A 24,718-nucleotide genomic window follows, 5' to 3' on the forward strand; every position below is an offset into this window, starting at 1 on the left:
TGTCCGGGATGCACCGCCCCAGGAAGCCGCATGGGCCATGCGGTTTCTTGTTTCTCCGTCTGTATTCGCCGCGTCTTCTGCGGTGAATGGCGTGCCGTTGCGGCGAATCCATTGCACAATCACCGCATGAATAGCGGTGAATACCTCTACCTTTGGCAAGCCCCTGACTGGCCGGAATGGCGTTACGACTTGGCCGTTCTGGCCGAGCCGCTGGCGCAGGTCAGTCACGCCCAGGGGTGGCTGCTGGGACGCCTGGCCGACGCCGGTCTGGATTTGCGCGACGAGGCAAGCTTGGCCGCGCTGACCGATGACGCGCTCAAGACCAGCGAGATCGAAGGTGAACATCTGAACGTTGTGTCGGTACGCTCGTCCATTGCGCGCCGACTTGGCGTGGATATCGGCTCTCTGGCGCCGGTGGACCGCAATGTGGAAGGGGTGGTGGAAATGGTGCTGGATGCCAGCGCCAACAGCGCAAAGCCACTGACGATGGAGCGCCTCTTCGGATGGCATGCCGCGTTGTTTCCAACTGGCTACTCGGGCCTCAGCAAGATCACCATCGGTGGCTGGCGCGATGACGCGCATGCGCCGATGCAGGTGGTCTTTGGTCCCGCGGGGCGTCAGAAAGTGCATTATGAAACGCCTCCCGCGAAACGCCTGCCGGATGAATTGGCTCGCTTTCTTGATTGGTTGAATGTGCCGACGACGCAAGAGCCGGCACTGGTCCGTGCCGGGCTCGGCCATTTATGGTTCGTCACCTTGCATCCCTTCGATGACGGCAATGGCCGCATCGCCCGCGCCATCGGCGATCTTCTGCTGGCCCGCGCTGACGGCAGTCCCCAACGCTTCTACAGTCTGTCGGCGCAGATCCAGCGCGAGCGCAAGCAGTACTACGACATCCTGGATCGCACGCAAAAGGGCACGCTGGATGTGACGGCGTGGCTGCTGTGGTTCCTGCAAGTGGTGGGCGAGGCGGTGCGTCATGCCGACCACACGCTGGATGCCGTGCTGGGCAAGGCACGGTTCTGGCAACGCGTGTCAGGCGCCGCGTTGAACGAGCGGCAGGTGAAGGTGCTCAATCGCTTGCTCGACGGCTTCGAAGGCAAGCTGACCAGCAGCAAATGGGCAGCGCTGGCCAGGTGTTCGACGGACACCGCACTGCGCGATATCAACGAACTGATGGTGTTGGGGATGTTGCTGCGGTCAGGGGGCGGGCGGACGCAGCACGAGTTACGAGCTGGTGCCGTTTGCCGTGGAATCCCCGCCTCCCTGAGCAGGGCTGAGTAGATGCGGGATGGGTCCTAGAATGAGGCCGAGCGGTCACGCTGCGTGCCTTGAACGGGTACGAATGTATGAATAGCTTTATGCTGCGCTATATCTGTTTCTGATGAAATGATTTTCCAAAAAGTGCCGCACAATTGGCTCGAAGCGAAACGGCATATGCCTGAAGATCTTTGGCTGAAGGCGCTTTGCTGGATGCGAGAAAAGGGTTTCTTGCCCAAAGGGGCGGCACTGCCATGACCGACAAGCCAGTTTCACTTACTCCAGCCCCACATGGCTACGCAGACTGGCTGGCCGAGCTAAAGGGCCGCATCCATAGCGCGCAACAGCGTGCGGCCCAGGCAGTCAATAGGGAGTTGGTGAGGTTGTACTGGCAGGTCGGCCGCGACATTCTGGCGCGGCAGACTGTGCAGGGTTGGGGCGCCAAGGTGATCGATCGGCTGGCACATGACTTACGCACCGCCTTTCCGGACATGAAGGGATTTTCACCGCGTAACCTCAAGTACATGCGGGCGTTTGCCGAAGCCTGGCCGGAGGAATCATTTGTGCAAGAGGTGCTTGCACAATTGCCCTGGTACCATCATCTGGCGCTGCTGGACAAACTGCCTGGCCCCGAAACCCGCAAGTGGTACGTGGCCAAAGCCATCGAGCACAATTGGTCGCGTAACGTGCTGGTGATGCAGATCGAGTCCCGGCTACTGGAGCGCAGCGGCCAAGCCGTCACCAACTTCCCAGCTACGCTGCCTGCACCGCAATCCGACCTCGCACGCGAGTCGATCAAAGATCCGTACCGTTTCGATTTCCTAGGCCTGACCGACGAGGCGCAGGAGCGGGAGATCGAGGGCGCGCTGGTCAGGCACGTCACCGAGTTCTTGCTGGAGCTGGGCTCGGGTTTCGCCTTCGTGGGTCGCCAGGTGCTGCTGAGCGTAGGGGGGGACGAGTTTTTCATCGATCTATTGTTCTACCACCTCAAGCTGCGCTGCTACATGGTGATAGAGCTCAAGGGCGGCAAGTTCAAGCCAGAACATTTGGGGCAGTTGGGCTTTTACCTGACTGCGGTGGATGCACAGGTGAAGCATCCAGACGATGGTCCGACCATTGGTCTGCTGCTGTGCAAAGGCAAGAACAAGGTGGTGGCCGAATACGCGCTACGCAACAATGCCCAGCCGCTTGGCGTAGCGGAGTACCAATTGGTCGAATCCCTACCCGCCGAATTGCGGACCAGTTTACCCAGCATTGCACAGATCGAGCGGGAACTGGGCAGCTCTTTGGATGACAGCGCAAAAGAGTGATGCTCAGAGCCAACCCAGGCGCCTTTCGAGCGCAATAGTTAGAACCGCATAGCTCGTCTGTTCACGACTTCGTTGTCCGACGGTGGCATGGACGACGTAACGCCCGCGGCCGATCAAGCGCCCTTATCCCCCGCCCCCCGCACGAAATTCTCTTCCAGCACGCTCAACACCCGGTTCAGTGTGTCTATATCGGCGGCCGACAAGCCCTTGAGCGACTCATCAAAAAACGCCGCTCGCTTGGGCAGCGCTTCATCCACCACCGCCTGCCCGGCCGGGGTCAGCCGTGCATTGGTCAGCCGGTTGTCGTTGGCATCGACCGCGCGGGAGATCCAGCCCAGTTTCTGCATGGCCTGCAGCTGACGCGTGAGGGATGCCGGGTCGAGCCGGCAGCGTTCGGCCAGGTGCTTTTGCGAACACTGCCCGCATTCATGCAGTGCCAGCAGGATGCGCCAGCGCGGGAGCGCGTGGCCGACCTTGGCGCTGAAGGCGCTTTGCATGACGCGGTAGGTCTGGCCCATATGCTGGATGACCTGCAGGCCTTGTTGTTGTTTGGGCAAAAGCTACTCTCCGACGCCGGCGGGCTCCGGTTTGGGAACGCGCGCCAATTGCACCAGGGGGACGCGCCGCACGCACCACAGCGCCAGCACCGCGACCGCCAGGGCAATCAGCTGCCCTTCGTGGATGGCGCCGACCAGCGCCACGCGCGCGATCTCGATCAGCGACGCTCCATCCTGGCCTTGATGGGCCAATTGTGCCAGGAACTGCGATTGGGCCACGGGATTGACCAGCATCTGCGGGTCGTCCAGCTGCGGCAGCCACTGGGCCGATGTGCCGCGCAGGGTGGATTCGACGCCGCTGAAGTAACTGTGGTTGACCATGGTGCCGACGACGGCGGTGCCGAGCATGCCGCCGATCATGCGCAGGGATTGCAGCAGGGCCGTGGCGATGCCCAGGTGGGTGCGGCCGGCGGTCTGCTGGGCGAAGACGGTGAGGTTGGGCATGATGAAGCCCATGCCTAGCCCTGCCATCATCATGTAGCCGGCGATGAGCCAGTGCGGGGTGTAGTTGTGGGTGGTGACGATGCCCAGGCAGGACGCCGCCATCAGCATGAAGCCGGCGTACAGCATGCGGTTGGGGTTGCGGATGCGGGTGATGATGCGGCCGTTGATGATGCTGCCCACGGTGATGAAGACGACCAGCGGCGTGATGAGCAGGCCGGCGTCCTGCGGCGACAGGCCGAAGCCGCCTTGCAGCAGCAGGGGCGCGTAGAACAGCATCGAATACATGGTGACGCCGACCAGCAGCGCCAGGGTGAACAGCGTGGCCAGGCCGCGGTTGCGGAACATGTCGAAGGGCAGGAGCGGGTGCGGGCAGCGGCGTTCCCACCAGAAGAGCAGGGCGAATGCGGCGGCGCTGCCGATGCCGAGCAGGGCGATGGTGAGGCTGGCGCCTTCCTTGGGCAGCAGTTCGACCAGCAGTTGCAGGCCGCCGAGTGCGGCGGCGATGAGCAGGGCGCCTTGCCAGTCCAGCCGGACCTTGCCGGCGGTGTGGTTGCGCAGGTGGGGCAGGTAGCGCGCCACGAAGAAGACGCCGAGGATGCCGATGGGCAGGTTGACGTAGAACACCGAGCGCCAGCCGTAGTGCTCGGTCAGGGCGCCGCCCAGCGACGGGCCGACCGCGTTGGCGATGCCGAAGGCCGAGCTGAGCATGACCTGCCAGCGCAGCCGCACGTGGGGGTCCGGGAACAGGTCGGGGATGGACGCAAAGGCCGTGCCCACCAGCATGCCGCCGCCGATGCCCTGCAAGGCCCGCGCCAGCACCAGGGTCAGCATGCTGTCGGCGGCGCCGCACAGCACCGAGGCCAGGGTGAACAGCACGATGGCCGCGACCACGAAGGGTTTGCGGCCGTAGTAGTCACCGAGGCGGCCGAAGATCGGCACGGTGATGACCGAGGTCAGCAGGTACGAAGTCGCGACCCAGGCATACAGTTCGAAGCCCTTGAGCTCGGCCACGATGGTGGGCAGCGCCGTGCCGACGACAGTCTGGTCGATGGCGACCATCATCATGACAAAGCACATGCCCAGCATGGCCAGCAGGGTCTGCCGGAAGGGAAGCACCTGACCGGGCGAATAGGGGGTGCTGGGGGCGGGGGCGGGCATTGTTGGATACGTCAATGATTGATGGATCAATAATTCTAGTCCTACAATCCCCCAGACAGAAAACCGTCAGTTTTCGAGTTGGCGCGCAGGCCGGCCCGATTTGTTACGATAGCGGTATCTGCACGCAGGCCATGCCCGCGTCTTCAGCCCGTTTTTCCTTGGTAGATCCCCCCTTTCAAGCGACCCGGCCCCAAGCCTGGCGCACGCGGCGGCATGCCATGCAAGACGGCCAGATCAGGATGTCGGGCGGCAAGCCACGGCAAAGCGTCACCTTCGCGCCCGGCGTGGCGGGTGGCATTCAAGGATTACCAGTCGAGGGTCCGACGGGGCGGCAATGAAAACGTGGTTCAAGCGCATTCTGATAGGCCTGGTGGTGTTGGTTGTCGTGGCCGTCGTTGGCCTGGCCATCTTTTTGCTGACGTTCGACCCCAACGCGTACAAGTACAAGCTCGAAGAGCTTGTCCAGGAACGCTATCACCGCACACTGACGATCGACGGCGAAATCGAGCTGTCGCTGTTCCCGCGCATCGGACTGTCGGTGCAGGGCGTGTCACTGTCCGAAGCCAATAGCACCGAGAACTTCGCGTCCATCGAAAGCACCCGCCTGGCGGTGGCCGTATGGCCGCTGCTGTCGAACAGCTTCGTGGTGGACCACGTGGCGATCAGCGGCTTCAAGGCGCGGGTGGTGCGCGGCAAGGACGGCCAGTTCAACTTCAGCAATCTGGTCGGCGGCACGGCCCCGGTGGTGGCCACGCCCGCCAATCCGGCCGAGGCCATTGCCGGCGCGGCCCAGACCGCGGCGCAGGCGCTCACCAACGGCACCTCGCCGGCGACGCGCAACAACATGCAGATCGACATTGCCGGCCTGGACCTGAAAGACGGCGAAGTGTTGCTGCAGGACGAAATGTCGGGCATGGCGGTGGCGGTCACCAAGATCAACGCCAATACCGGCCGCGTGACGTTCAACCAGCCGTTCGACGTGCGCCTGACGGCCCGCGTCGAAGGCGGGAACCCGCGCATCGATGCCAACCTGACGGGCCAGGCACTGCTGACGCTGGATCCGTCCGCCAAGCGCTATGCCGCCCAGAAGCTGGATCTGCGCATGGACGGCAAGCTGCCCGGCGCCGAGGCCAAGAGCCTGGCCATGCGCGGCAACCTGGCGTTCAACGGCCAGAAGTCGGCGCTGGACGTGGCCGGACTGGAACTCGTCTTCCAGGGCGACATCACCGACCCCGCTGCACGCGCCACGGGCGTCGAAGCCAGCGTGGCGATGCCCAAGCTGTCGATCGACCCGCACAAGAGCCAATTGCAGATCGAAAAGCTGGCGGTGCGCGCCAAGGGCGGGGTGGCCGACGGCCCGTTTGAATTCGCGGTGGATGCACCGGCCCTGAATATTTCGCCCACGCAGGCCACGGGCGAGGCCCTGACCGGCCGCGTGCGCATCAGCGGCCTGGACGCCAGCTTCGGCCTGAACGGCATCAGCGGCAACGCGACCGAGCTGGACATCAAGGAAGCCAAGCTGGACAGCACGTCCAAGAATGGCGAACGCATCGTCAAGCTGACTTTCGCCTCGCCGCTGTCGTTGAACCTGCTGCAACGCAAGGGCGGCTTGTCCGGCCTGCGCGGCGATGTCAACATCACCGATCCGGGCCTGCCCAAGGGCAGCCTGCAGATTCCCGTGATCGGCAGCCTGAATGTCGACCTGCTCAAAGACCAGGCCAGCAGCAAGATCAATGCCGTGCTGGAAGGCGGCAAGTTCGATCTCAGCGCCGACATCACCAAGCTGAGCGACGCGCCGCAGGTCAACTTCGCCCTGGCGGTCGATACGCTGGACCTGGACAAGCTGGTGCCGCCGGTCGCGGCCGCGCCGGCCAAGCCGCCCGCCGACGGCAAGAAAGACGAAAACAAGCCCGCCCAGCCGGCCCCGGCCAAGCCTGCGGACGACTCGATCAACCTGTCGGCCCTGGTCGGCCCCAGCGTGAACGGCACGCTCAAGGTCGGCAAGCTGGTGGTGCGCGGCCTGAAGGCCGACGACGTTGCCGCGGCCGTCAAGCTGGACCGCGGCAAGCTCGATATCTCCAGCCTCACGGCGGGCCTGTACGGCGGCAAGCTGGCCGGCGCCTTGTCGGTGGACGCGGCGCAGGGCAACCAGCTGGCCACGAAGATGTCGCTGGCGGGCATCGCCATCGAACCGCTGCTGATGGACCTGACGCAGAAGAACGTGCTGTCCGGCACCGGCAGCCTGGCCCTGGACTTGAAGACCGGCGGCGCCAACGGCTACGCCATGAAGAGCAACCTGGGCGGCACGTTGCAGGTGCGCTTGCGCGATGGCGCGGTCAAGGGCATCAACCTGACCCAGACCCTGCGCGAATTGAAGGCCGCGCTCAAGCCCGAATCGCAAGACGAGACTGTCGCGGCCGACACCAGCAAGCAGACCGCGTTCTCGGAAATGGAGGCCGACCTGGCCTTCACCAAGGGCGTGGCCAGCGTGAAGCGCCTGAATGTCGTGTCGCCGCTGCTGCGCGTGACGCAAGGCGAGCCGGCCACCATCGACTTCGTCAAGGACGAGCTGGACCTGGTGGCGCGCGCCCGCGTGGTCAACCCGGCCGCCGACCCCGAAGGCCGCGAATTGATCGACCTGAAAGACGTGACCATACCCGTGCACGTGAAAGGCCCGTTCGACAAACCCACCTATACGTTGCTCTGGAAGGACGCCATCGGCGGCATTCTGAAGCGCAGCCTGGAAAACAAGCTGCGTGAAGCCGTGACGGGCAAGGGCAAGGGCGGTGCGGCGGTCGACAAGGCGCTCAAGGGCCTGCTCGGCAAATGAGCGACGCCTTCCAGCCCATCGCCCAGTGCGGCCATACGGCGCAGCCCGAGGCCGCGCCTTATCACCGGCAATGGCTGGTGGCCAATGATTCAGGGCAGTGGCTGAACCGCGAGCTGTGCCCGCGACTGGCCGACGTGACGGTTGAACTGCGCCTGGGCTATCTGGTGCTGCGCGCGCCGGGCATGCTGCGCATGGATATTCCGCTGGATGTCATCGAAGACGACGACAGCGTGCGCTACAGCATGAAGGTGGGCGAACAGACCATCGACGTCGTCGACGAAGGCGAGCTTGCCGCCGCCTGGATCTCGAACTTCGTGCAGGTGCCGTGCCGCATCATGAAAGTGCATCCGGACACGCCTGTGTCCGCCTGGCCGGCTTGACGCCGGGGTGCGCCGCGCGGACCCGCGCGGCGCATTCCTGTCCTGCCATTTTCCGACCTGCCGTTTCCTGACTTGCCATTACCTGGCTTGCCGTGACCCGGCCTGCCGTTATGGCACGGCCAGCTTGCGCTTGTATTCGAAGGCGGTGTGGGCGGCGAGGCCCGCGACCAGGCCCCAGAAGGCCGACCCGATCCCCCAGAAACTGAACCCGGACGCCGTGGCCAGCAGCGTGATGAGCGCGGCTTCGCGCCGTTGCGGATTGGCCATGGCGGCCGCCATGCCGCCCATGATCGTGCCCAGCAGCGCCAGGCCGGCCAGTGCGGCCAGCAGGGCGGCCGGCAGGGCCTGGAAGAACACGGCGACCGCGCCGGCCACGATGCTCAGTGCGAAGTAACCCAGGCCATAGGTGGCGGCGGCGATGTAGCGCTTGGACGGATCGGCGTGGGCCTCGGGGCCCGTGCAGATGGCGGCGCTGATGGCGCCCAGCGTGACGCTATGGGCGCCGAAGGGGGCTGCCAGCAGGCCCAGGAAGCCCGTGGCGGCGACCAGGCGCGAGGCCGGGGGGCGATAGCCCGCCGCTTGCAGAATGGCCAGCCCGGGCAGGTTCTGCGACGCCATGGCGACGACGAAGAGCGGAATGCCCAGGCTGATCGCGGCCTGCATGCTGAAGGCGGGCGTGGTCCAGACGAATTCGGTAAGGTGCCAGTCAAGCTGGTCGACCTGCAGCAGGCCCAGGCCGGCCGCCATGCCGACGGCCACGACCATCACCACCAGCACGGCGTAGCGCGGCGCCCAGCGGCGGCACACCAGGTAGGCGGCGCACATGCCCAGCACCAGCGCCGGCTGCTTGCTGATGTTGGTGAAGACGCCCATGCCGAAATTGAGCAGCACGCCGGCCAGCATGGCGGCGGCGACCTCGCCGGGGATGCGGCGCAGGATGGGATCGATCCAGCCGAACAGGCCACAGGCCAGGGTCAGGGCGGCCGCCAGCACGAAGGCGCCGATGGCCTCGGGGAAGGGCACGCCGGCCAGCGCGGTGACCAACAGGGCGGCGCCCGGGGTGGACCAGGCCATGACGATGGGCAGGCCCGTGCGCAGGCTGTAGGCCGCGCCGCCGAAGCCCAGCACCAGGCTGAGCGAACCGATCCAGGAACCGATGCGGGCGGCGTCCAGGCCGGCGGCGTGGCCGGCCTGCACCATCAGCACCGCGGTGCCGCCGAAGCTCACCAGCACGGCGACCAGGCCGGCCGCGATGGCGGAGGCGGACAGGTCGCGGCGGGCGTGGGGGCGGGAGTCGGGGGGATTGAAGCTGGGTTGCGCGGTGTCGCTCATGCGGCACCGGTCAGGCGGCGGTACTTGGCCATGAGTTGTTCCTGGCCTTCGTTCCATTGCGGGTGCAGTTCGATGCACTCCACCGGGCAGACCACTTTGCACTGTGGCTCGTCGTGGTGGCCAACGCATTCCGTGCAGCGGTCAGGGTCGATGACGTAGTAGTCCTCGCCCATGGAAATCGCGTCGTTCGGGCACTGAGGCTCGCAAACGTCGCAATTGATGCATTCTTCGGTGATGGTCAGAGCCATGATGGGCGGGCAAGGAAAATCAAGCTGGGGGCACGGCCATTGTACTGCCGACCCCGGACGGGGCCCGGACAAGCCCCTGACGCCGTCCTGCCAATGGCGCTATGGGTGGTCTGCCGCCCCAAAGCGCAAGAAGAGCGCACGAGGCGCTCTTCGGGGGATTCGGCGGCGGGGGGAGCCCGCGAGGTCAGCCCGGCCAGGACTGTTCGCGGCGTTCCTTGGCTTTTTCCTGCAGCCAGCGTTCGACCGACGGGAACACGAACTTGCTGACGTCGCCGCCCAGCTGGGCGATTTCGCGCACGATGGTGCCCGAGATGAACTGGTATTGGTCCGACGGCGTCATGAACAGGGTTTCGACGTCGGGCAGCAGGTGGCGGTTCATGCCGGCCATCTGGAATTCGTATTCGAAGTCGGACACGGCGCGCAGGCCGCGCACGATGACGCGCCCGCCCTGGTCGCGCACGAAGTCCTTGAGCAGGCCGCCGAAGCTTTGCACTTCCACGTTGGGATAGTGGCCCAGCACTTCGCGCGCGATGTCCACGCGCTCGTCGATGCTGAAGAAAGGCTTCTTGTTGCGGCTATGGGCGATACCGACCACGACTTTGTCGAAAAGCGTGGCGGCACGGCGGACCAGGTCTTCGTGGCCTCTGGTCAGCGGGTCGAAAGTGCCGGGGTAAACAGCGATGATCATGCGAGCTCCGTACCGTTATTAGTGGTGTACACCATCCTCCGAAGCTCGGATTATTGATCTATTTGCGCAATGCAGCAAATTTCAGGAGATGGTAGTGGACCGCCCCAGCCTTGTCCTGGCGCAATATCTCGAATCCGTCGGGGGCGTCGATGGCGCTTTCGGCCTCGACGTAGACCAGTCCACCCTCGGCCAGGATGCCGGGCAGGATCGGCCACAGGCGCGGCAGCCAGCCTTGTCCGAAGGGTGGGTCCAGAAGGATGAGGTCAAATCGGGACGCATCCATTCTTTCGGCGACCTGCATCGCATCGCCCACATGGATGCGTATCATGTCGGCTTTGAGCTTGTCGCGTAGTGTCCGCAGCGCGGACGCGGCGGTCTTGTCCCGTTCGACCATCTGCACGTGCGCCACGCCGCGCGAGGCGGCTTCGAACCCCAGGGCGCCGCTGCCGGCGAACAAGTCCAGCACCTGCTTGTCGGCGAATTCGCCGCCCCACAGGTGATTGAGCCAGTTGAACAGCGTTTCCCGCACCCGGTCGGGGGTTGGGCGGAGCGTCTCCACGTCGGGCACGACGATAGGGGTGCGCCGGTATTGGCCCCCGACGATACGAATATACTTGTTACCCATGTTTAGCCGCTTCTTCAAGAAAAAATCCCCTCCGCCCGCCGCGCCGGCCCAGCCTGCGTCGCCGCCAGAGGGCGTGGACACCACGCCCGGCCCGCAAGCCGGCGCCGAGACGCCCGCCTCTCCCGTCGAGTCCCCCGCCCCGGTCCGGGAATTCTCGCCTGCCGCACCGCCCGAACTGACGTTGCCGGTGCCGGCCGCGTCGGTGCCTGCACCGGCGCCAGCCAGCGTGCCGCAACCGCAACCCGCCTCGGTGCCGCAACCGCCGGCCGCGCAGGCGTTTGCGCCTGCGGCGCAACCTGCCGCTGCCGCGCCGGTGGCGCCAGTTCCGGTCGCACCGGCTTCCGTGGCGCCGTCATCGGCTGCGCCGGTCATCGCAGAGCCCGTCGCTGCCACGCCCGCTGCGGTCGCACCGGCTGCGCCAGCGCCTCAGCCCGCTATCGTGCCGCCGCCGGTGGCGGTTGCTGCGATCAGCGCCCCGCCTGTAGCGGTGGCACCGCAGCCCGAGCCCGAAGCCACGCCCAAGAAGGCGTCGTGGCTGTCGCGCCTGAAGCAAGGCTTGTCGCGCACCGGCCAAAGCATTGGCGGCATTTTCGTCGGCGTCAAGGTCGACGAGAACCTGTTCGAGGAACTCGAATCGGCGCTCATTATGGCCGATGCCGGCCTGGAGGCCACGGAGAAGCTGCTGACCGCGCTGCGTGCGCGGGTCAAGAAAGAGCGCATCGAAGACCCGGCCAAGGTCAAGGCGGCGCTGCGCCAACTGCTGGCCGACCACCTGCGTCCGCTTGAACGTGCTTTTGACCTGAAGCAGGCCAAGACGCTGGTCGTGATGATCGCGGGGGTGAACGGCGCAGGCAAGACCACGTCGATCGGCAAGCTGGCGCACACGTTCCAGCGCCAGGGCGCGAGCGTGTTGCTGGCCGCGGGCGATACCTTCCGTGCCGCCGCCCGCGAGCAATTGATCGAATGGGGCAGCCGCAATAACGTTACCGTGATCTCGCAGGATGGCGGCGACCCGGCCGCCGTGGCGTTCGATGCCGTCAATGCCGGCCGCGCGCGCGGCATGGGCGTGGTGATGGTGGATACGGCGGGCCGTTTGCCGACCCAGCTGCACCTGATGGAAGAACTGAAGAAGATCCGTCGCGTGATCGGCAAGGCCGACGCGTCGGCACCGCACGAAGTGCTGCTGGTGGTGGACGGCAATACTGGCCAGAACGCGTTGGCGCAGATTCGTGCGTTCGATGCGGCCATCAACCTGACGGGCCTGGTCGTGACCAAGCTGGACGGCACCGCCAAGGGCGGCACCTTGGCGGCGGTGGCAGCGGGCAGCCAGGGCGTGCGTCCGATTCCGGTGTACTGGATCGGTGTGGGCGAAAGCCTGGAAGACCTGCAGCCGTTCGTGGCGGATGAATTCGCCGGGGCCTTGCTGGCCGACTGATCGATCTGGATGCCGCCGAGCCTGGCGGCACAAAAAAATGCGCCCCACGTGTCCGATGCCGGATGCGTGGGGCGCGGTCTTTTTGGCGCTACTTCCAGAAAGGCTTGCTGCCCGCCAGGTCGTCGAAGGCCTTTTGCGCGTCGACGGCCAGTTCTTCCAGGCGTGCGCTGATCCAGCCCAGCGCGAACCAGGCTTGCGGGTGCGTGACCGTACACGCTTCGTAGTAGTCCTTGGCGACGGCCAGGTCGTTGATTTCGCCCAGGATGTCCTGCACGCGCGACAGCAGCTTGCGATAGCCGCGCAGCTTGGAGGCGGGCAACAGCGATTCGGCGAAGGCCAGGCTGTAGCGCAGGCGCTTGCCGCGCTTGCGCAGTTCGTGGCGGGTGGGAATGTCCAGCGCGGCGAACTGGGTGCCCTGGTCGGCCACTTTGCTGTGCCAGCGGTGCAGTCGTCGGGCAAGCTGTTTGTGCAACTGCTGCGGGTCCGGCTCGGGCGTCAGCATGGGAATGATGGTGGGCTTGACGCTGGGGCCGGCAACGCCGCCCTGCAGGCGGATGGCCGGCTCGGGCGCGGCGTCGCTGGGCATGCCGTTGGCGATGGGCCTGCCGTCGGCCAGGGGGACGGCGGGGGGCACGTCCAGGCTCCATTCCAGCAGGTCGAGCAGCCAGGCCTGGAAGGCCTTGCCGCCGGCGATGGCGCGGGCGTCCTGTTCAGGCGGCGCGGCTTCCATGGGAATGACGGGCATGCCGGCGCGCATCAGGGCGGGGGCGACGGTTTCGTTCAGGACGTCCTGGTCGCGGTTGGCGCCGAAGGCGGCGAAGTGCGCGCGCACGCCTTGCAGCAGGGCGTCGGGCACGGGGGCGATCCAGCCGTCGAACAGTTTCCAGCCGGAGCGCAGGCGGCGGATGCCGACGCGCAATTGATGCACGTGTTCGGAGTTGCCGGCACGGTAGACGCCTTCGGTGTCGACTTCGGCCAGCACGGCGGCGTTGCGGGCGATCTGGTCAAGGCATTCGGCGGCGATGCGGCCCATGGCTTGCGGCGCGGTCATGTCTTCGCGTAGCTTGACGGAGGCGGCGCCGCGCGGGGCCCAGAAGAGAGCGATGGCGCGGGCGCGGCGGGCTTCGAGGTCGTCGCCGGGAATGGCGTCGACGTCGGCCAGGCGCTGGGCGAGCTGGGCGAGGGCATCGCCGCGTTCGGATTTGCTGCGGGGGTCGATGACGAGGGCGTGGCGCTGCTGCCAGCCGCGGGCGACGGAGAAGATGGCGGCGGGGCGGCCGGAGACGAGTTCGAATTCGAGTTCGGAGATGGGCAGTTCAAGCGCGCCGGCGCGCAGGATGCCGGTGTCGTAGGCGAGTTCGACGGTGCCGTAGCGGGTGCGGACTTTGCGCAGCATGCGCTGGACGTCGGTTTCGTAGCGCAGGCCGAGTTCGCCTTTGATGGCGGCCAGGGCCGCTTCGACTTCGGTGCCAGCGTAGACGGACAGGTCGAGGACGGGGCCGGGCCTGGGGTGGTTCAGTTCGATGCGGGTGATGGCGTTGATGCCGGGCATCTTGAGGGTCTGGACCCAGTCGCGGCCTTCCTGGCGCAGGCGGATGGCGATGCGGGCCCGGGCGAGTTCGCGCTCGGGGGTGTCGAAGTACATGGCGTGCAAGCGGATGCGGGTCGCTTCACGTTGCTTGACCTCTCGAAGCACGGCCTGGCGGGACGCCGTGGGCACGTGCAGTTTCAATTCCTGTTCCGACATGGCGGGGGTGTCCGACGGCAAAAGCCGAGATCTTAGTCAATCGGAGGGGGGTATTTGATGACGGGTCATATTTTGTTCACATTGAGCTTAGACGGGGTTGCGGTGCGTCAACAAGGGGGGGTGTTGGTTCTTGAGCCGCGCGTGGCGGGGCAGGCGGGTGAGGGCGGGGCTACGATTGCGGTCCGGAGCCTTCGCTCCGGCCCCCCCCGTGCTCATCCTCGTCACCGCCTTTGGCGGTTCCTTCGGATTCCGCCGGGCGCAATCTACACGCCCCGCCCTCACCCGCCTGCCCCGTCACGCGCTCTTGATGTGCCTTACTGGCGGGCGCTGGGACGGGGGGTGTGCTTGGCGTGTTGGCCAAGATCGGTTTGGGGGGTGGAGGAGTTTGCGGGGCCCGCCTCGTGCCGGCCGCGCGGGCGGCCTTGCTCGGCTTACGTGGTGTCTTGCGTCCTGCGATGACGCTGCGCGCTTGCGCGGGGGGGATGAACTGCGTTTGGATTGATTGGCGTGCAAAAAAAACCGCCCGTTTCCGGGCGGCGCAAAGGAACGTTGGGTGATGCGTTGTTGGGTCAGAGGATGCGTTTGCGGGCTTGGGTGATGATCACTTCCGCCAGCACCACCACCACGAAGATGGCGGCCAGGACCAGGGCGACGCGGTCCCATTGGAAGAGGTTCAGCGCGGTGTCCAGCGCCATGCCGATGCCGCCGGCGCCGACCAGGCCCAGGACGGCGGATTCGCGGACGTTGATGTCCCAGCGCAGCAGCACGATGGACCAGAAGGCAGGGCGGATCTGGGGCCAGTAGGCGTACCAGATGACCGAGGCCTTGCTGGCGCCGGTGGCGGTGACGGCTTCGATGGGACCGCGTTGGGCTTCTTCGATGGCTTCGCCGACCAGCTTGCCGACGAAGCCGATGGAACGGAACGCGATGGCGAGCGTACCGGCCAGGGCGCCGGGGCCAAAGATGGCGATGAAAAGCAGGGCCCAGACCAGCGAGTTGACCGAGCGGCTGGAGACGAGGATCAGCCGGGCCAGCATGTTGATGGTTTTGCTGGGGGTGAGGTTGTTGGCCGCGAGCAGGCCGACGGGGACGGCCATGAAGACGGACAGGATGGTGCCCAGGGTGGCGATGTGCAGGGTCTCTACCAGGGCGTTGTGGACGCCGCCGGGGTAGTAGGCCCAGTCGACCGGCCACATGCGCTGGAACAGGTCGGCCATCTGTTCGGGGGCGTCGTAGAGGAACTCGGGGATGACTTCGACGCCGCGGATGGCCTGGACGATGGCGGCGACGACGAGCAGGTAGAGGGCGAAGCGCAAGAGGCGCTGGCCCAGGCTGTAGCGTTGCCAGACGCGCGGCGCGGCGGTGTCGCGCAAGGTGGGGGCGTGGGCGTTCATTGGTCTGCCTCCGCCTTGTTGATGACCGGCTTGGCGGTCTTGGACTGGCTGGAGCCGATGCCGCGGGCGCCGGCGAAGCGGCTTTGCAGGATGCGGTCAAAGCCCAGGTTGTCCAGGAAGACGGCGCGCACGAAGCCGGCCAGGATTTCGCCGAGCATGATGATGGCGATGAGCGTGAGCAGGATGGCGCTGACGAAGTCGTAGTCAAAGCGCTGGAACGCCGAGAACAGCGTGCCGCCCACGCCGCCGGCGCCGACGATGCCGACCATGGTGGAGTTGCGCAGGTTGGAGTCGAACTGATAGGTGGCAAAGCCGATGAAGCGGGCGAACACCTGCGGCAGGACGCCGAAGACGATGACGTTGGCGAACGAGGCGCCGGTGGCGCGCACGGCTTCGACCTGCTTGAGCGAGATTTCCTCGATGGCTTCGGTGAAGAGTTTGCCGATGAAGCCGACGGAGGCGACGGTCAGGGCCAGGATGCCGGCCAGGGCGCCGAAACCGACGGCCTTGACGAACAGGATGGCAACGATGACGGGGTGCAGGGCGCGGCACAGGGCGACGAGCGAACGCGCGGGCCAGGAGACCCAGGCGGGCATCATGTTGCGCGCGCCCAAAAGGCCGACGGGCAGGGCCAGGAAGATGCCCAGCACCGAGGCGAGCACGGCGATTTCCAGGCTTTCGGCGATGCCCTTCCACAGGGTGGCGGGCTTTTCGAAGTTGGGCGGGAACATGCGCGCCAGGAAGGTGGACGCGTGGCCCATGCCGGATTCGAAGCGGCTCCAGCTGAAGTCCAGCTGGGCCGCGGCGTAGACGGTGTAGAGCACCAGCAACAGCAGGCCGGCTTTCGCGCGGCTGGACATGGCGAAGGGGCGTGGGCCCCGGGGATGCGTTATTCCAGCCAAGACTCGCCTCCGTAGATGGTCTTGAGCATGGCGGCATCCAGGCCGTGGCCATCGCCGTCGTAGACGACGTGGCCGCCGGACATGCCGACGATGCGGCTGGCGTAGCGGCGGGCCAGTTCGACGTCGTGGATGTTGACGATGACGGGGATGCCGGTGGCGTTGCCCTGGGCGGCCAGCAGCTCCATGATTTCGACCGAGGTCTTGGGGTCGAGCGACGAGGTGGGTTCGTCGGCCAGCAGCAGTTGCGGGCGTTGCATCAGAGCGCGGGCGATGCCCACGCGCTGGCGCTGGCCGCCTGACAGGGCGTCGGCGCGCTGGTCGGCAAAGCCGGCCAGGCCCACGGTGTCCAGCAGCGAATAGGCGTGCTCGATGTCTTCGGCTTCGAAGCGGCGGGTCCAGGCCTTGAAGGCGCTGGTGTAGCCCAGCCGCCCGGTCAGCAGGTTTTCCATGACGGTCAGGCGTTCGACCAGGTTGTATTCCTGGAACACCATGCCGATGCGCCGGCGGGCGCGGCGCAGCGACGCGCCGCGCACCCGGGCGAGATCGACGGCGCCGTCGCCGGCTTCCAGCACGATTTCGCCGCGGGTCGGCTCGATCAGCCGGTTGATGCAGCGCAAGAGCGTGCTCTTGCCGGTGCCGGACGGCCCGATGATGGCGGTGAGGCCCTGGCCCGCGATCTGCAGGTCGATGCCGTTCAGTACCGGCCGGCCGGCCCGGTATTCCTTGACCAGGCCGGAAATGCGTAGCGACGTCGTCATGCTGATTACTTCTTGCTCTTGGCGGATTCGCGGTCGTAGGCGGCGCGGTTGAAGCTTTCGCCACCGGATTCGGCGACCTGGCGCACGATGGCCCAGTCCTTCTCGTAGGTCACCGGGTAGAAGCGGTCGGCGCCGTCGAAGGCCTTGGACATCTCGGCCGGGAAGCGGTAGTCGTAGAAGCACTTGAGCATCTGGTCGCGGAACTTCGGCTCCAGGTCATGCGCGTAGGCGAACGACGAGGTGGGGAATTTCTCGCTCTTGTAGATGACGCGGAAATCGGCTTCCTTGACCTGGCCGCGTTCGATCATGCGCTTGAACACGTCCGAGGCAACGGCGGCAGCGTCGTAGTCGCCGGAATTGACGCCCATGACGGACTGGTCGTGCTTGCCGGAGAAGACCACCTTGTAGTCCTTGTCGGGCGTCAGGCCTTCCTTGGGGAACAGCGCCACGGGCGCCATGTGGCCCGAATTGGACGACGGTGCGGTGTGCGCCAGTTTCTTGCCCTTCAGGTCGGTCAGCTTCTGGTAGGGGCTGTCTTTCTTGACGATGACGATCAGGTTGTAGCCCTGGAAGCCGTCGGCGTAGCCCTTGACGGCGAACGGCACGGCGCCGGCGATGTTCACGGCGAAGGCGGTGGGGCCGGTGGAAAAGCCGCCCACGTGCAGGCGGCCCGAGCGCATGGCTTCGATTTCGGCGGCGTTGCTCTGCACCTGGTAGAACACGACGCGCTTGCCGGTGCATTCGGACAGGTGCTTGGTGAACGGCTTGAAGATGTCTTCGTACACGGCCGGGTCTTCGACCGGGGTGTAGGTGAAGACGAGCGTGGACGGCGTCTTCAGCTTGGCCGGGTCGGTGGGCGTGTCGGCCACCAGGTTCTTGTCGGCGTCGCAATACATCTGGTCGAGGTCGCCCCGGTTGGGGCAGGTGTCGGCGGCCTGGGCGGCGGACGCCCCGAAAGCGAACGCGGCCAGCGAGGCCGCTTGCAGTAGACGCAAAGCGCGCATCGTATGTCTCCTCTTATGGGGTTGAATATGACTAGTAACTGAATTCAAACATACGCATGCGCCGAGCACACTTGGGAAAGTCCCTGCCTTTCTTTTCGAGTTTTGTTCGTTTTGTTCGCTATGCGTTCGTTTTTGTGCGAAAAAAAAGCGGGCCCGAATGGGGCCCGCTTGGCTTGCGGTGCGGCGGATCAGGCCCGGTAGCCGAGCTTGCGCGAGATTTCGTGGGCGCAGGCCAGCAGGGGGCGGGCGATGGCGCCGTCCCAGGACACGTCGAACAGGCCGGTGGGGCCCAGGCTGGTCAGCGCCAGCACGATGTTGCCGGTGTTGTCGAACACCGGCACCGACAGGGCGTCCACGCCGGGCAGCGGATTGCCCAGGGCGCGGGCCATGCCGTGCACGCGGATGTCGGCCAGTTGTGCATCGACATTGGCGCGGCTGGCCTTGCGCGGGGGCGGCACGCTGGCGATAACGGCCGTGTCGCCTTCTTCGCGGGCAATGTAGTGCTCGCTGACCTTGGGCGGCAGCCAGGCCGCGAACACCAGGCCGGTGGCCGTGTGCAGCATGGACATCACCGTGCCCTTGCGCATGTTCACGTGCACCGGATAGCTGGCCTCGGTCATGTGGATCATGGTGGGGCCGTGCGAGCCCAACACCGCGATGCCCAGGGTGTGGCCGATCTCGGATTGCAGCTTGGCGATCTCGGGCATGGCGATGCGCACCGGGTCCAGCCGTTGCAGGCTGACCAGGCCCATCTGCAGGGCGAAGGGCCCCAGCTCGTACTGGCCGGTGATGCTGTCCTGCTGCACCAGGCCGACGCGGATGAAGCTGACCAGGTAGGGGTGGGCCTTGGCCGACGTCATGCCGGCGCCGGCGGCCAGGTCGCGCAGGGTCAGCGGCTTGGCCGCGTCGACCAGCGCGGCCAACAGCGGCACGCCCACTTCGATGGACTGGATGCTGCGGCGGCCGTCGTTGGCGGCCGGGGCGGGGGTCTTGGCAGTGGCCACGGTGCGCCTTATGCCGACAGGGCGCGCGGGGCGCGGGCGGCCAGCAGGCGGTCGGCCATTTCCTTGAAGCCGCCGCCGCCATGGAGGGCGGCCACGTAGGCGGGCCGGTGCGTCAGGCGGTGCAGTTGCGACTGGATGTTGGCCACGCCGACCGACACCGGGAAGAACGCGAACATGGGTTCGTCGTTGGGCGAGTCGCCGATGAACAGGGTGCTGTCCAGCACGCTGGCCACGTCCAGGCCGAATTCCCGCTGGAACAAGGTACGGGTCATGGTCAGCTTGTCGTAGTCGCCGAACCAGCCGTTGACGTGAATGGAGCTGACCTTGGCCTGGGCCCCGGCCTCCTGGAAGAGCCGGACGATGCGGCCGATGTCGGCCTCGGGCAGGGCGGGCACGTCTTCGCAGAAATCGATGGCCAGGTCGGCCACGCGGTAGTCCTGGTCGCTGGCCACCGCCGCGCCGGGCACCTCGGCCAGCACGCGGTCGCGGATGGCGTCCAGCTGCTTGCGGCTGGCCTGGCGCGAGGCCGCGTCGGTCCAGTAGTGGGTGGTCATGCGGCGGGCCTGGCGGTCGTAGGCATAGTAGAACGCGCCGTTTTCGCCGACCACGGCGCGCACCGGCCACATGCGGGCGATGTGGTCGCACCAGCCGGCCGGGCGGCCGGTGATGGGCACCACCTGGATGCCGGCCTGTTCCAGGCGCTCGAGCGCGGCGTAGGCGTCGGCCGGCAGGCGGCCGTCGGTGGTCAGCGTGTCGTCGATGTCCGTCAGGACGACGCGTATCCCCGCCGCGACGTTCAAAGGCATGGCCGCAAGGGCTTGCATGGCGTTTTTCCTTGGTTTTACAGGGTGTTCTCCGGCCGAAAGTTTAACCGGATGGCCCTGTTTGGGCGGTCCGGTCGCGCCCCGGTAGGGGTTCTGGCGCCGGGGGCGCTAAAATCCGGGCTTTCCTGCCTGGTTTACGTGCCCGCCATGTCCGTCCAGTTGTCCTCCTTGCCCGGCTCCGAGCCGGAATCCTTCGATATTGCCTCGGTCGCCGAGATCATCGCCGAGCTGCGCGCCGGCCGCATCGTCATCCTGGTCGACGAAGAAGACCGCGAAAATGAAGGCGACCTGGTCATGGCCGCCGAATTCGTCACGCCCGAAGCCATCAACTTCATGGTCACCCATGGCCGTGGCCTGGTGTGCCTGACCCTGACCGAAGACCGCTGCCGCCAGCTGGACCTGCCGCTGATGGCCGCCCGCAACGGCACGCGATACGGCACCAATTTCACGCAGTCGATCGAAGCCGCCGTCGGCGTCGAAACCGGCATCTCGGCCGCCGACCGTGCCCGCACTATCCAGGTGGCGGTGGCGCGCGACGCCAAGCCGTCCGACCTGGTCCAGCCCGGCCACATCTTCCCGGTACGCGCCGTGCCCGGCGGCGTGCTGGTGCGCGCCGGCCACACCGAAGCCGGCTGCGATCTCACCGCCATGGCCGGCCTGACCCCGGCCGCCGTCATCTGCGAAATCCTCAAGCCGGACGGCACCATGGCGCGCCTGCCCGACCTGGTCGAATTCGCCCGCGAACACGGCCTGAAGATCGGCACCATCGCCGACCTGATCCAGTACCGCAGCGAGCACGAGTCCATCGTCAAGCGCGTGGGCAAGCGGCCCATGCAGACCGCCTGGGGCGTGTTCGAGGCCGTGGCCTACGAAGACGCGGCCACCGGCTCGGCCCACCTGGCGCTGGTGCATGGTACCGTGACGCCGGACGTCGAAACGCTGGTGCGCGTGCACGAGCCGGCCTCGGTGCTGGACGTGCTGGACACCGGCGCCAGCCCGCACAGCTGGGGCGTGGCGCAGGCCCTGCAGACCATTTCCCAGGCGCCGGCCGGCGTCCTGGTGCTGATGAATTGCCAATCGTCCACCGAACATCTGTTCGCGCAGATCGCCGGCTGGAGCGACCCCAAGGCCAATGCCAACCCTGCCAACGCCGACCGGTTCGGCCTGCGCACCTACGGCATCGGCGCCCAGATTCTGCGCGACCTGAACGTGGGCCAGATGAAGCTGCTGGCCCGTCCGCGCAAGATGCCCAGCATGGCGGGCTTCTCGCTCACCATTACGGGTTACGATTGCGACCCTCTGCATACTCCCGCAACACACTGAAGGCCGACACATGAACCCTTACATCCTTACCCCCGACCTGAACGGCGAAGGGCTGCACATCGGCATCGTACGCGCCCGCTTCAATGAAGAAATCGGCCAGGCCGAACTCGAAGCGTGCCTGAAGGAACTGGCCGAACTGGGCGTGGACGAGCGCGACGTGATGGTCGCCACCGTGCCCGGCGCGCTGGAACTGGGCGTGGCCCTGTCGCACATGGCCGAAACGTTCGAATTCGACGCCCTGATCGCGCTGGGCGCCGTCATCCGCGGCGAAACCTATCACTTTGAAGTGGTCAGCAATGAAATGGCCACTGCAATCACCCGCATCTCCCTCGAAACCGGCATTCCGGTCGCAAACGGCGTGCTGACCGTGGACACCGACGAGCAGGCGCAAGCCCGCGCCGCCGGCAAGGGCCGCGACTGCGCGCAGGTGGCCGTTGAAATGGCCAACCTGGTCGCGGCACTGGAGCCCGAGGAAGAAGACGAAGACGACGAAGACGAGGACGAAGATTTTGACGACGAAGAAGACGACGACCAGCGCTGATAGCGCGGCGCAAGCCCGCGCCAATGCGCGCAGCGCACGCCGCCGTGCACGCGAATTCGCGTTGCAGGGCGTGTACGCGTGGCTGCTGCGCGGTGGCCAGGGCACGCAGGACGCCGGCGAGATCGACGCCCATCTGCGCGACACCGAGGATTTTTCCGAGGCCGACGCCCAGTGGTTCAAGACCTTGCTGCACGGTGTCCTGCGCGAAGCGCCCACGCTGCGCGAGCGGTTCACGCCCTACGTCGACCGCCCGCTGGCCGAGTTGTCGCCCGTCGAACACGGCATCCTGCTGATCGGCAGCTTCGAACTGATTCATCACGTCGAAGTGCCATACAAGGTTGCCATCAACGAAGCCGTGGAGCTCGCCAAGTCGTTCGGCGGCACCGATGGCTTCAAGTTCGTCAACGGCGTGCTCGACAAGTTGGCTGCCGACGTGCGTGCGCACGAGGTCCAGGCCAAAAGGTGACCCCCCCGAAGCGCTGCGGGCTTCCCCCCAGGGGGCGCCGCAGCGGACCGGCGGAGCCCGGATCCGCGCGGCCCGGGTCTGGGGAGGCCTGTTTTTTGGCGGCGTGCATCTTGGAATCGCGCTTCCCGTCCCTCGCTGGAGCGGTCCTCCTTTTGGAACGTGGCTCCGGTTTGGGAGTCAATACCGGCGCTGCGCCGGACTGCGGAGTTGCCGTGGCGTCCGAATTCGACCTGATCGCGCGCTATTTCACGCGCACTGCCCCGGCGGGCCTGCTCGGTGTCGGCGACGACTGCGCGCTGTTTCCCGTGCCGACGGGCGAGCAGGTGGCCACCAGCACGGATCTGCTGCTGGAAGGCCGGCATTTCTTTCCCGACGTCGACCCGAAAGCCTTGGGACACAAGGCCCTGGCCGTGAATCTGTCCGATCTGGCCGCCATGGGTGCGCGCCCCATCGGCTGCGTGCTGGGGCTGGCGCTGCCCAGGCTGGACGAGCCGTGGCTGGCCGCCTTCGCCGAGGGCTTCCATGGGTTGGCCGCCGCCCACGGCTGCCCGCTGATTGGCGGCGATACCACGCGCAGCGCGCACGACCTGGCGATCAGCGTGACCGTGTTCGGCGCCGTGCCCGCGAACGCCGCGCTGCGCCGTGACGGTGCCCGCGCGGGTGACGATATCTGGGTGTCCGGCGAACTGGGTGCGGCCGATGTGGCCTACCGGCTGCTGGATGGCCAATACCCGGCCGACGCCGAGCGCCTGGCCGCCACTCGTGGGGCGCTGGAGTGGCCCGAACCGCAGGTGCCGCTGGGCCTGGCGCTGCGTGGCATCGCGCACGCCGCCATCGATATTTCCGACGGCCTGTTGCAGGACCTGGGCCACATCCTGGCTGCCAGCCGGGTGGGCGCGGTGCTGCATGAAGACCGCCTGCCGGCCGCCGCCGCGCTGGCCGGGTTGCCGGCAGATGCGCTGCGCCGGGCGGTGCTGGGCGGCGGCGACGTCTACCAGCTTTGCTTCACCGCGCCGGCAGGCCGCCGCGACGCCGTGCAGGCGGCCGCGCGGACGGTCGGGGCGCGGGTGACCCGGGTGGGCGGCATCGTGGCGCACGAGCCGGTCCAGGACGCGATGCAGGCCTGCCCCGTCACGCGTGCCGGCGACGCGTTCGCGATGCCGGGCGTGGCGCGGCCCCGCCTGGTGGTGCTGGACGCCACCGGCCAGCCGCTGGCACAGTTACCCGCGGGGTTCGATCACTTCCCAGGGGCATGACCAAGGGCTTGACCGCCTGACTTGCCGGCGCAATGCCGCTGTGCAATACCGTTTGCTATCCGGGCTCCGTCCCAGCGACCCCATCCCGCCATCCCTTCCCCGCAACCGCCAAAACCTACCCATGCCGTCTTCCTCCCCCCGTTCCCCTTCCATGCGCGAACGCTCGCGCGCCGTGTACCCGTCCCTGGCCTGGGTCTGCCGCGATCCGGGCCGGTTGATCGCCTTTGGCCTGGGCAGCGGCCTGGTGCGTCCCGCGTCGGGCACCTGGGGCACGTTGCTGGCCTGGGCCATCTGGGTGGCGGCCGCGCCCGCCGCGTCCGACCTGGCCATCGGCATCTTCCTGGCGCTGGCCTTCCTGTACGGCTGCTGGGCCTGCGATCGGGTCGGCCGCGAACTCCAGCAGCCCGATCATGTCGGAATGGTTTGGGACGAGATGGTGGCCTTCTGGCTGGTGCTGTGGCTGACGCCGGCCGGCCTGTTGTCGCAGGCCTTGGCGTTCGTGCTGTTTCGCACGTTCGACATCGTCAAGCCGCCGCCCATCAAGTTCTTCGACGCCCGCCTCAAGGGCGGCTTTGGGGTAATGTGGGACGATATCGTCGCGGCCGGATACGCCTTGCTGATCATGGCGTTGGTCGTGCGCACAGGAGTCTTGGGATGAACCAGCAATACGAAAGCACGCGGTCCAATCTGTCTGCCGAACAACTGGCGCAAGCCACCGCGCTGGGCCTGGCCGAGCGGGTGGGCGACACGCTGCGGCGCCAGGGCCTGGTCCTGGGGACGGCCGAGTCCTGCACCGGCGGCCTGCTGGCGGGCGCGGTGACGGCGGTGGCGGGATCCAGCGAATGGTTCGACCGCGGCTTCATCACCTACAGCAACGAGGCCAAGGTGGCCGAGCTGGACGTGTCGCCCGATGCCTTGCATCACTTCGGCGCGGTCAGCGAACCGGTGGCGCTGGAAATGGCCAATGGCGTGCTGCTGGCGGCGCCGGCCGCGCAGGTGGCGGTGTCCACCACCGGCATCGCCGGCCCGGGCGGAGCCACGCCGGGCAAGCCGGTGGGCATGGTGTGCTTTGGCTTTGCCATGCGGGTGGGCGATGGCATCAGCAGCCGCGCGGTGACCCATGTGTTTCCCGGCGACCGGGCGCAGGTGCGCCAGGCGGCCGTGGAATTTGCGCTGCGCGGCGTTCTGGAATTGCTGGGCGCGCCGGTCAACCGGCGCTGAGCCGCACCGCG

23 protein-coding genes and 1 pseudogene are annotated in these 24,718 nt (G+C 66.7%); 11 read left to right on the top strand and 13 right to left on the bottom strand.

All coding sequences use genetic code 11. The features are described 5' to 3' along the window. Nucleotides 1–126: 126 nt before the first annotated feature. Both AC3WMR_RS14340 and AC3WMR_RS14345 read left to right on the top strand, forming a co-directional pair. Nucleotides 127–1,270 (top strand): annotated as a pseudogene (locus AC3WMR_RS14340) (Fic family protein). A 244-nt stretch (nucleotides 1,271–1,514) separates the two neighbouring features. After that, nucleotides 1,515–2,570 carry a PDDEXK nuclease domain-containing protein gene (locus AC3WMR_RS14345; protein ID WP_492265731.1) on the top strand — a complete coding sequence of 352 codons (1,056 nt, stop codon included), beginning with the start codon at nucleotides 1,515–1,517 and terminating at the stop codon, nucleotides 2,568–2,570. 113 nt (nucleotides 2,571–2,683) lie between these two features. Here the strand turns inward: AC3WMR_RS14345 and AC3WMR_RS14350 are convergent, their stop codons facing one another. Then, nucleotides 2,684–3,127 (bottom strand): MarR family winged helix-turn-helix transcriptional regulator, encoded by a 444-nt coding sequence (locus tag AC3WMR_RS14350; RefSeq protein WP_175191382.1) that lies wholly within the window; start codon nucleotides 3,125–3,127, stop codon nucleotides 2,684–2,686. A gap of 3 nt (nucleotides 3,128–3,130) precedes the next feature. Further along, nucleotides 3,131–4,729 carry an MDR family MFS transporter gene (locus AC3WMR_RS14355; RefSeq protein ID WP_492265732.1) on the bottom strand — a complete coding sequence of 533 codons (1,599 nt, stop codon included), beginning with the start codon at nucleotides 4,727–4,729 and terminating at the stop codon, nucleotides 3,131–3,133. A 334-nt stretch (nucleotides 4,730–5,063) separates the two neighbouring features. Here AC3WMR_RS14355 and AC3WMR_RS14360 point away from each other — a divergent pair, with 334 nt between their 5' ends. Then, nucleotides 5,064–7,559: an AsmA family protein gene (locus AC3WMR_RS14360; protein ID WP_492265733.1), complete on the top strand. Its 2,496-nt coding sequence runs from the start codon at nucleotides 5,064–5,066 to the stop codon at nucleotides 7,557–7,559. Beyond that, the gene (locus AC3WMR_RS14365) at nucleotides 7,556–7,939 is read left to right on the top strand and encodes an MOSC N-terminal beta barrel domain-containing protein (protein ID WP_492265734.1); all 384 of its coding nucleotides are present in this window, start codon (nucleotides 7,556–7,558) and stop codon (nucleotides 7,937–7,939) included. The genes AC3WMR_RS14360 and AC3WMR_RS14365 overlap by 4 nt, the downstream gene beginning before the upstream one ends. A gap of 108 nt (nucleotides 7,940–8,047) precedes the next feature. Here AC3WMR_RS14365 and AC3WMR_RS14370 read toward each other — a convergent pair whose 3' ends face one another. From AC3WMR_RS14370 to rsmD, 4 genes are all read right to left on the bottom strand, one after another. Continuing rightward, the gene (locus AC3WMR_RS14370) at nucleotides 8,048–9,271 is read right to left on the bottom strand and encodes a benzoate/H(+) symporter BenE family transporter (protein ID WP_492265735.1); all 1,224 of its coding nucleotides are present in this window, start codon (nucleotides 9,269–9,271) and stop codon (nucleotides 8,048–8,050) included. Beyond that, on the bottom strand, nucleotides 9,268–9,519 hold the full coding sequence (locus tag AC3WMR_RS14375) for a YfhL family 4Fe-4S dicluster ferredoxin (RefSeq protein ID WP_006391351.1): 252 nt from the start codon (nucleotides 9,517–9,519) through the stop codon (nucleotides 9,268–9,270). The genes AC3WMR_RS14370 and AC3WMR_RS14375 overlap by 4 nt, the downstream gene beginning before the upstream one ends. A 184-nt stretch (nucleotides 9,520–9,703) precedes the next feature. Then, nucleotides 9,704–10,207 (bottom strand): pantetheine-phosphate adenylyltransferase, encoded by a 504-nt coding sequence (gene coaD / locus AC3WMR_RS14380; protein WP_006385942.1) that lies wholly within the window; start codon nucleotides 10,205–10,207, stop codon nucleotides 9,704–9,706. Between the two features lie 58 nt (nucleotides 10,208–10,265). Further along, on the bottom strand, nucleotides 10,266–10,832 hold the full coding sequence (rsmD, locus tag AC3WMR_RS14385; protein WP_492265846.1) for a 16S rRNA (guanine(966)-N(2))-methyltransferase RsmD: 567 nt from the start codon (nucleotides 10,830–10,832) through the stop codon (nucleotides 10,266–10,268). Here rsmD and ftsY point away from each other — a divergent pair. Then, the gene (gene ftsY, locus AC3WMR_RS14390) at nucleotides 10,831–12,267 is read left to right on the top strand and encodes a signal recognition particle-docking protein FtsY (RefSeq protein ID WP_492265736.1); all 1,437 of its coding nucleotides are present in this window, start codon (nucleotides 10,831–10,833) and stop codon (nucleotides 12,265–12,267) included. The genes rsmD and ftsY overlap by 2 nt on opposite strands. A gap of 88 nt (nucleotides 12,268–12,355) precedes the next feature. On the opposite strand, the gene AC3WMR_RS14395 is transcribed toward ftsY, so the two are convergent. The 7 genes from AC3WMR_RS14395 to AC3WMR_RS14425 form a co-directional block, all read right to left on the bottom strand. Continuing rightward, nucleotides 12,356–14,014 (bottom strand): CYTH and CHAD domain-containing protein, encoded by a 1,659-nt coding sequence (locus tag AC3WMR_RS14395; RefSeq protein WP_492265737.1) that lies wholly within the window; start codon nucleotides 14,012–14,014, stop codon nucleotides 12,356–12,358. A 569-nt stretch (nucleotides 14,015–14,583) separates the two neighbouring features. Next, nucleotides 14,584–15,408: a phosphonate ABC transporter, permease protein PhnE gene (gene phnE, locus AC3WMR_RS14400; RefSeq protein ID WP_025139466.1), complete on the bottom strand. Its 825-nt coding sequence runs from the start codon at nucleotides 15,406–15,408 to the stop codon at nucleotides 14,584–14,586. Next, nucleotides 15,405–16,268 carry a phosphonate ABC transporter, permease protein PhnE gene (gene phnE, locus AC3WMR_RS14405; protein WP_492264503.1) on the bottom strand — a complete coding sequence of 288 codons (864 nt, stop codon included), beginning with the start codon at nucleotides 16,266–16,268 and terminating at the stop codon, nucleotides 15,405–15,407. Before phnE (AC3WMR_RS14405) ends, phnE (AC3WMR_RS14400) begins: the two co-directional genes overlap by 4 nt. A 29-nt stretch (nucleotides 16,269–16,297) precedes the next feature. Beyond that, nucleotides 16,298–17,068, bottom strand: coding sequence for a phosphonate ABC transporter ATP-binding protein (phnC, locus tag AC3WMR_RS14410; protein WP_025139468.1), 771 nt, complete (start codon nucleotides 17,066–17,068; stop codon nucleotides 16,298–16,300). 5 nt (nucleotides 17,069–17,073) lie between these two features. Continuing rightward, nucleotides 17,074–18,072: a phosphate/phosphite/phosphonate ABC transporter substrate-binding protein gene (gene phnD, locus AC3WMR_RS14415; protein ID WP_025139469.1), complete on the bottom strand. Its 999-nt coding sequence runs from the start codon at nucleotides 18,070–18,072 to the stop codon at nucleotides 17,074–17,076. 188 nt (nucleotides 18,073–18,260) lie between these two features. Further along, nucleotides 18,261–19,076 (bottom strand): IclR family transcriptional regulator, encoded by an 816-nt coding sequence (locus tag AC3WMR_RS14420; RefSeq protein ID WP_492264502.1) that lies wholly within the window; start codon nucleotides 19,074–19,076, stop codon nucleotides 18,261–18,263. Between the two features lie 8 nt (nucleotides 19,077–19,084). Next, nucleotides 19,085–19,900, bottom strand: a complete 816-nt coding sequence (locus tag AC3WMR_RS14425) for an HAD-IIB family hydrolase (protein ID WP_492264501.1) — start codon at nucleotides 19,898–19,900, stop codon at nucleotides 19,085–19,087. Nucleotides 19,901–20,047: 147 nt separating this feature from the next. Between AC3WMR_RS14425 and ribBA the strand changes: the two genes are divergently transcribed. The 6 genes from ribBA to AC3WMR_RS14455 all read left to right on the top strand — a co-directional run bounded on the left by ribBA (nucleotide 20,048) and on the right by AC3WMR_RS14455 (nucleotide 24,707). After that, on the top strand, nucleotides 20,048–21,223 hold the full coding sequence (ribBA, locus tag AC3WMR_RS14430; RefSeq protein ID WP_025139472.1) for a bifunctional 3,4-dihydroxy-2-butanone-4-phosphate synthase/GTP cyclohydrolase II: 1,176 nt from the start codon (nucleotides 20,048–20,050) through the stop codon (nucleotides 21,221–21,223). Nucleotides 21,224–21,233: 10 nt separating this feature from the next. Beyond that, a complete protein-coding gene (ribH, locus tag AC3WMR_RS14435; protein WP_006391339.1) occupies nucleotides 21,234–21,764 on the top strand; it encodes a 6,7-dimethyl-8-ribityllumazine synthase in 531 nt (176 codons plus the stop codon). Then, on the top strand, nucleotides 21,733–22,230 hold the full coding sequence (gene nusB / locus AC3WMR_RS14440; protein WP_199165794.1) for a transcription antitermination factor NusB: 498 nt from the start codon (nucleotides 21,733–21,735) through the stop codon (nucleotides 22,228–22,230). Before ribH ends, nusB begins: the two co-directional genes overlap by 32 nt. A gap of 212 nt (nucleotides 22,231–22,442) precedes the next feature. Then, nucleotides 22,443–23,486, top strand: a complete 1,044-nt coding sequence (gene thiL, locus AC3WMR_RS14445) for a thiamine-phosphate kinase (RefSeq protein WP_492264500.1) — start codon at nucleotides 22,443–22,445, stop codon at nucleotides 23,484–23,486. A 151-nt stretch (nucleotides 23,487–23,637) separates the two neighbouring features. Next, the gene (locus AC3WMR_RS14450) at nucleotides 23,638–24,144 is read left to right on the top strand and encodes a phosphatidylglycerophosphatase A family protein (protein WP_025139475.1); all 507 of its coding nucleotides are present in this window, start codon (nucleotides 23,638–23,640) and stop codon (nucleotides 24,142–24,144) included. Further along, on the top strand, nucleotides 24,141–24,707 hold the full coding sequence (locus AC3WMR_RS14455) for a CinA family protein (RefSeq protein ID WP_492264499.1): 567 nt from the start codon (nucleotides 24,141–24,143) through the stop codon (nucleotides 24,705–24,707). Before AC3WMR_RS14450 ends, AC3WMR_RS14455 begins: the two co-directional genes overlap by 4 nt. Nucleotides 24,708–24,718: the final 11 nt, after the last annotated feature.

This window comes from Achromobacter sp. FW305-C-28 (assembly GCF_058783235.1).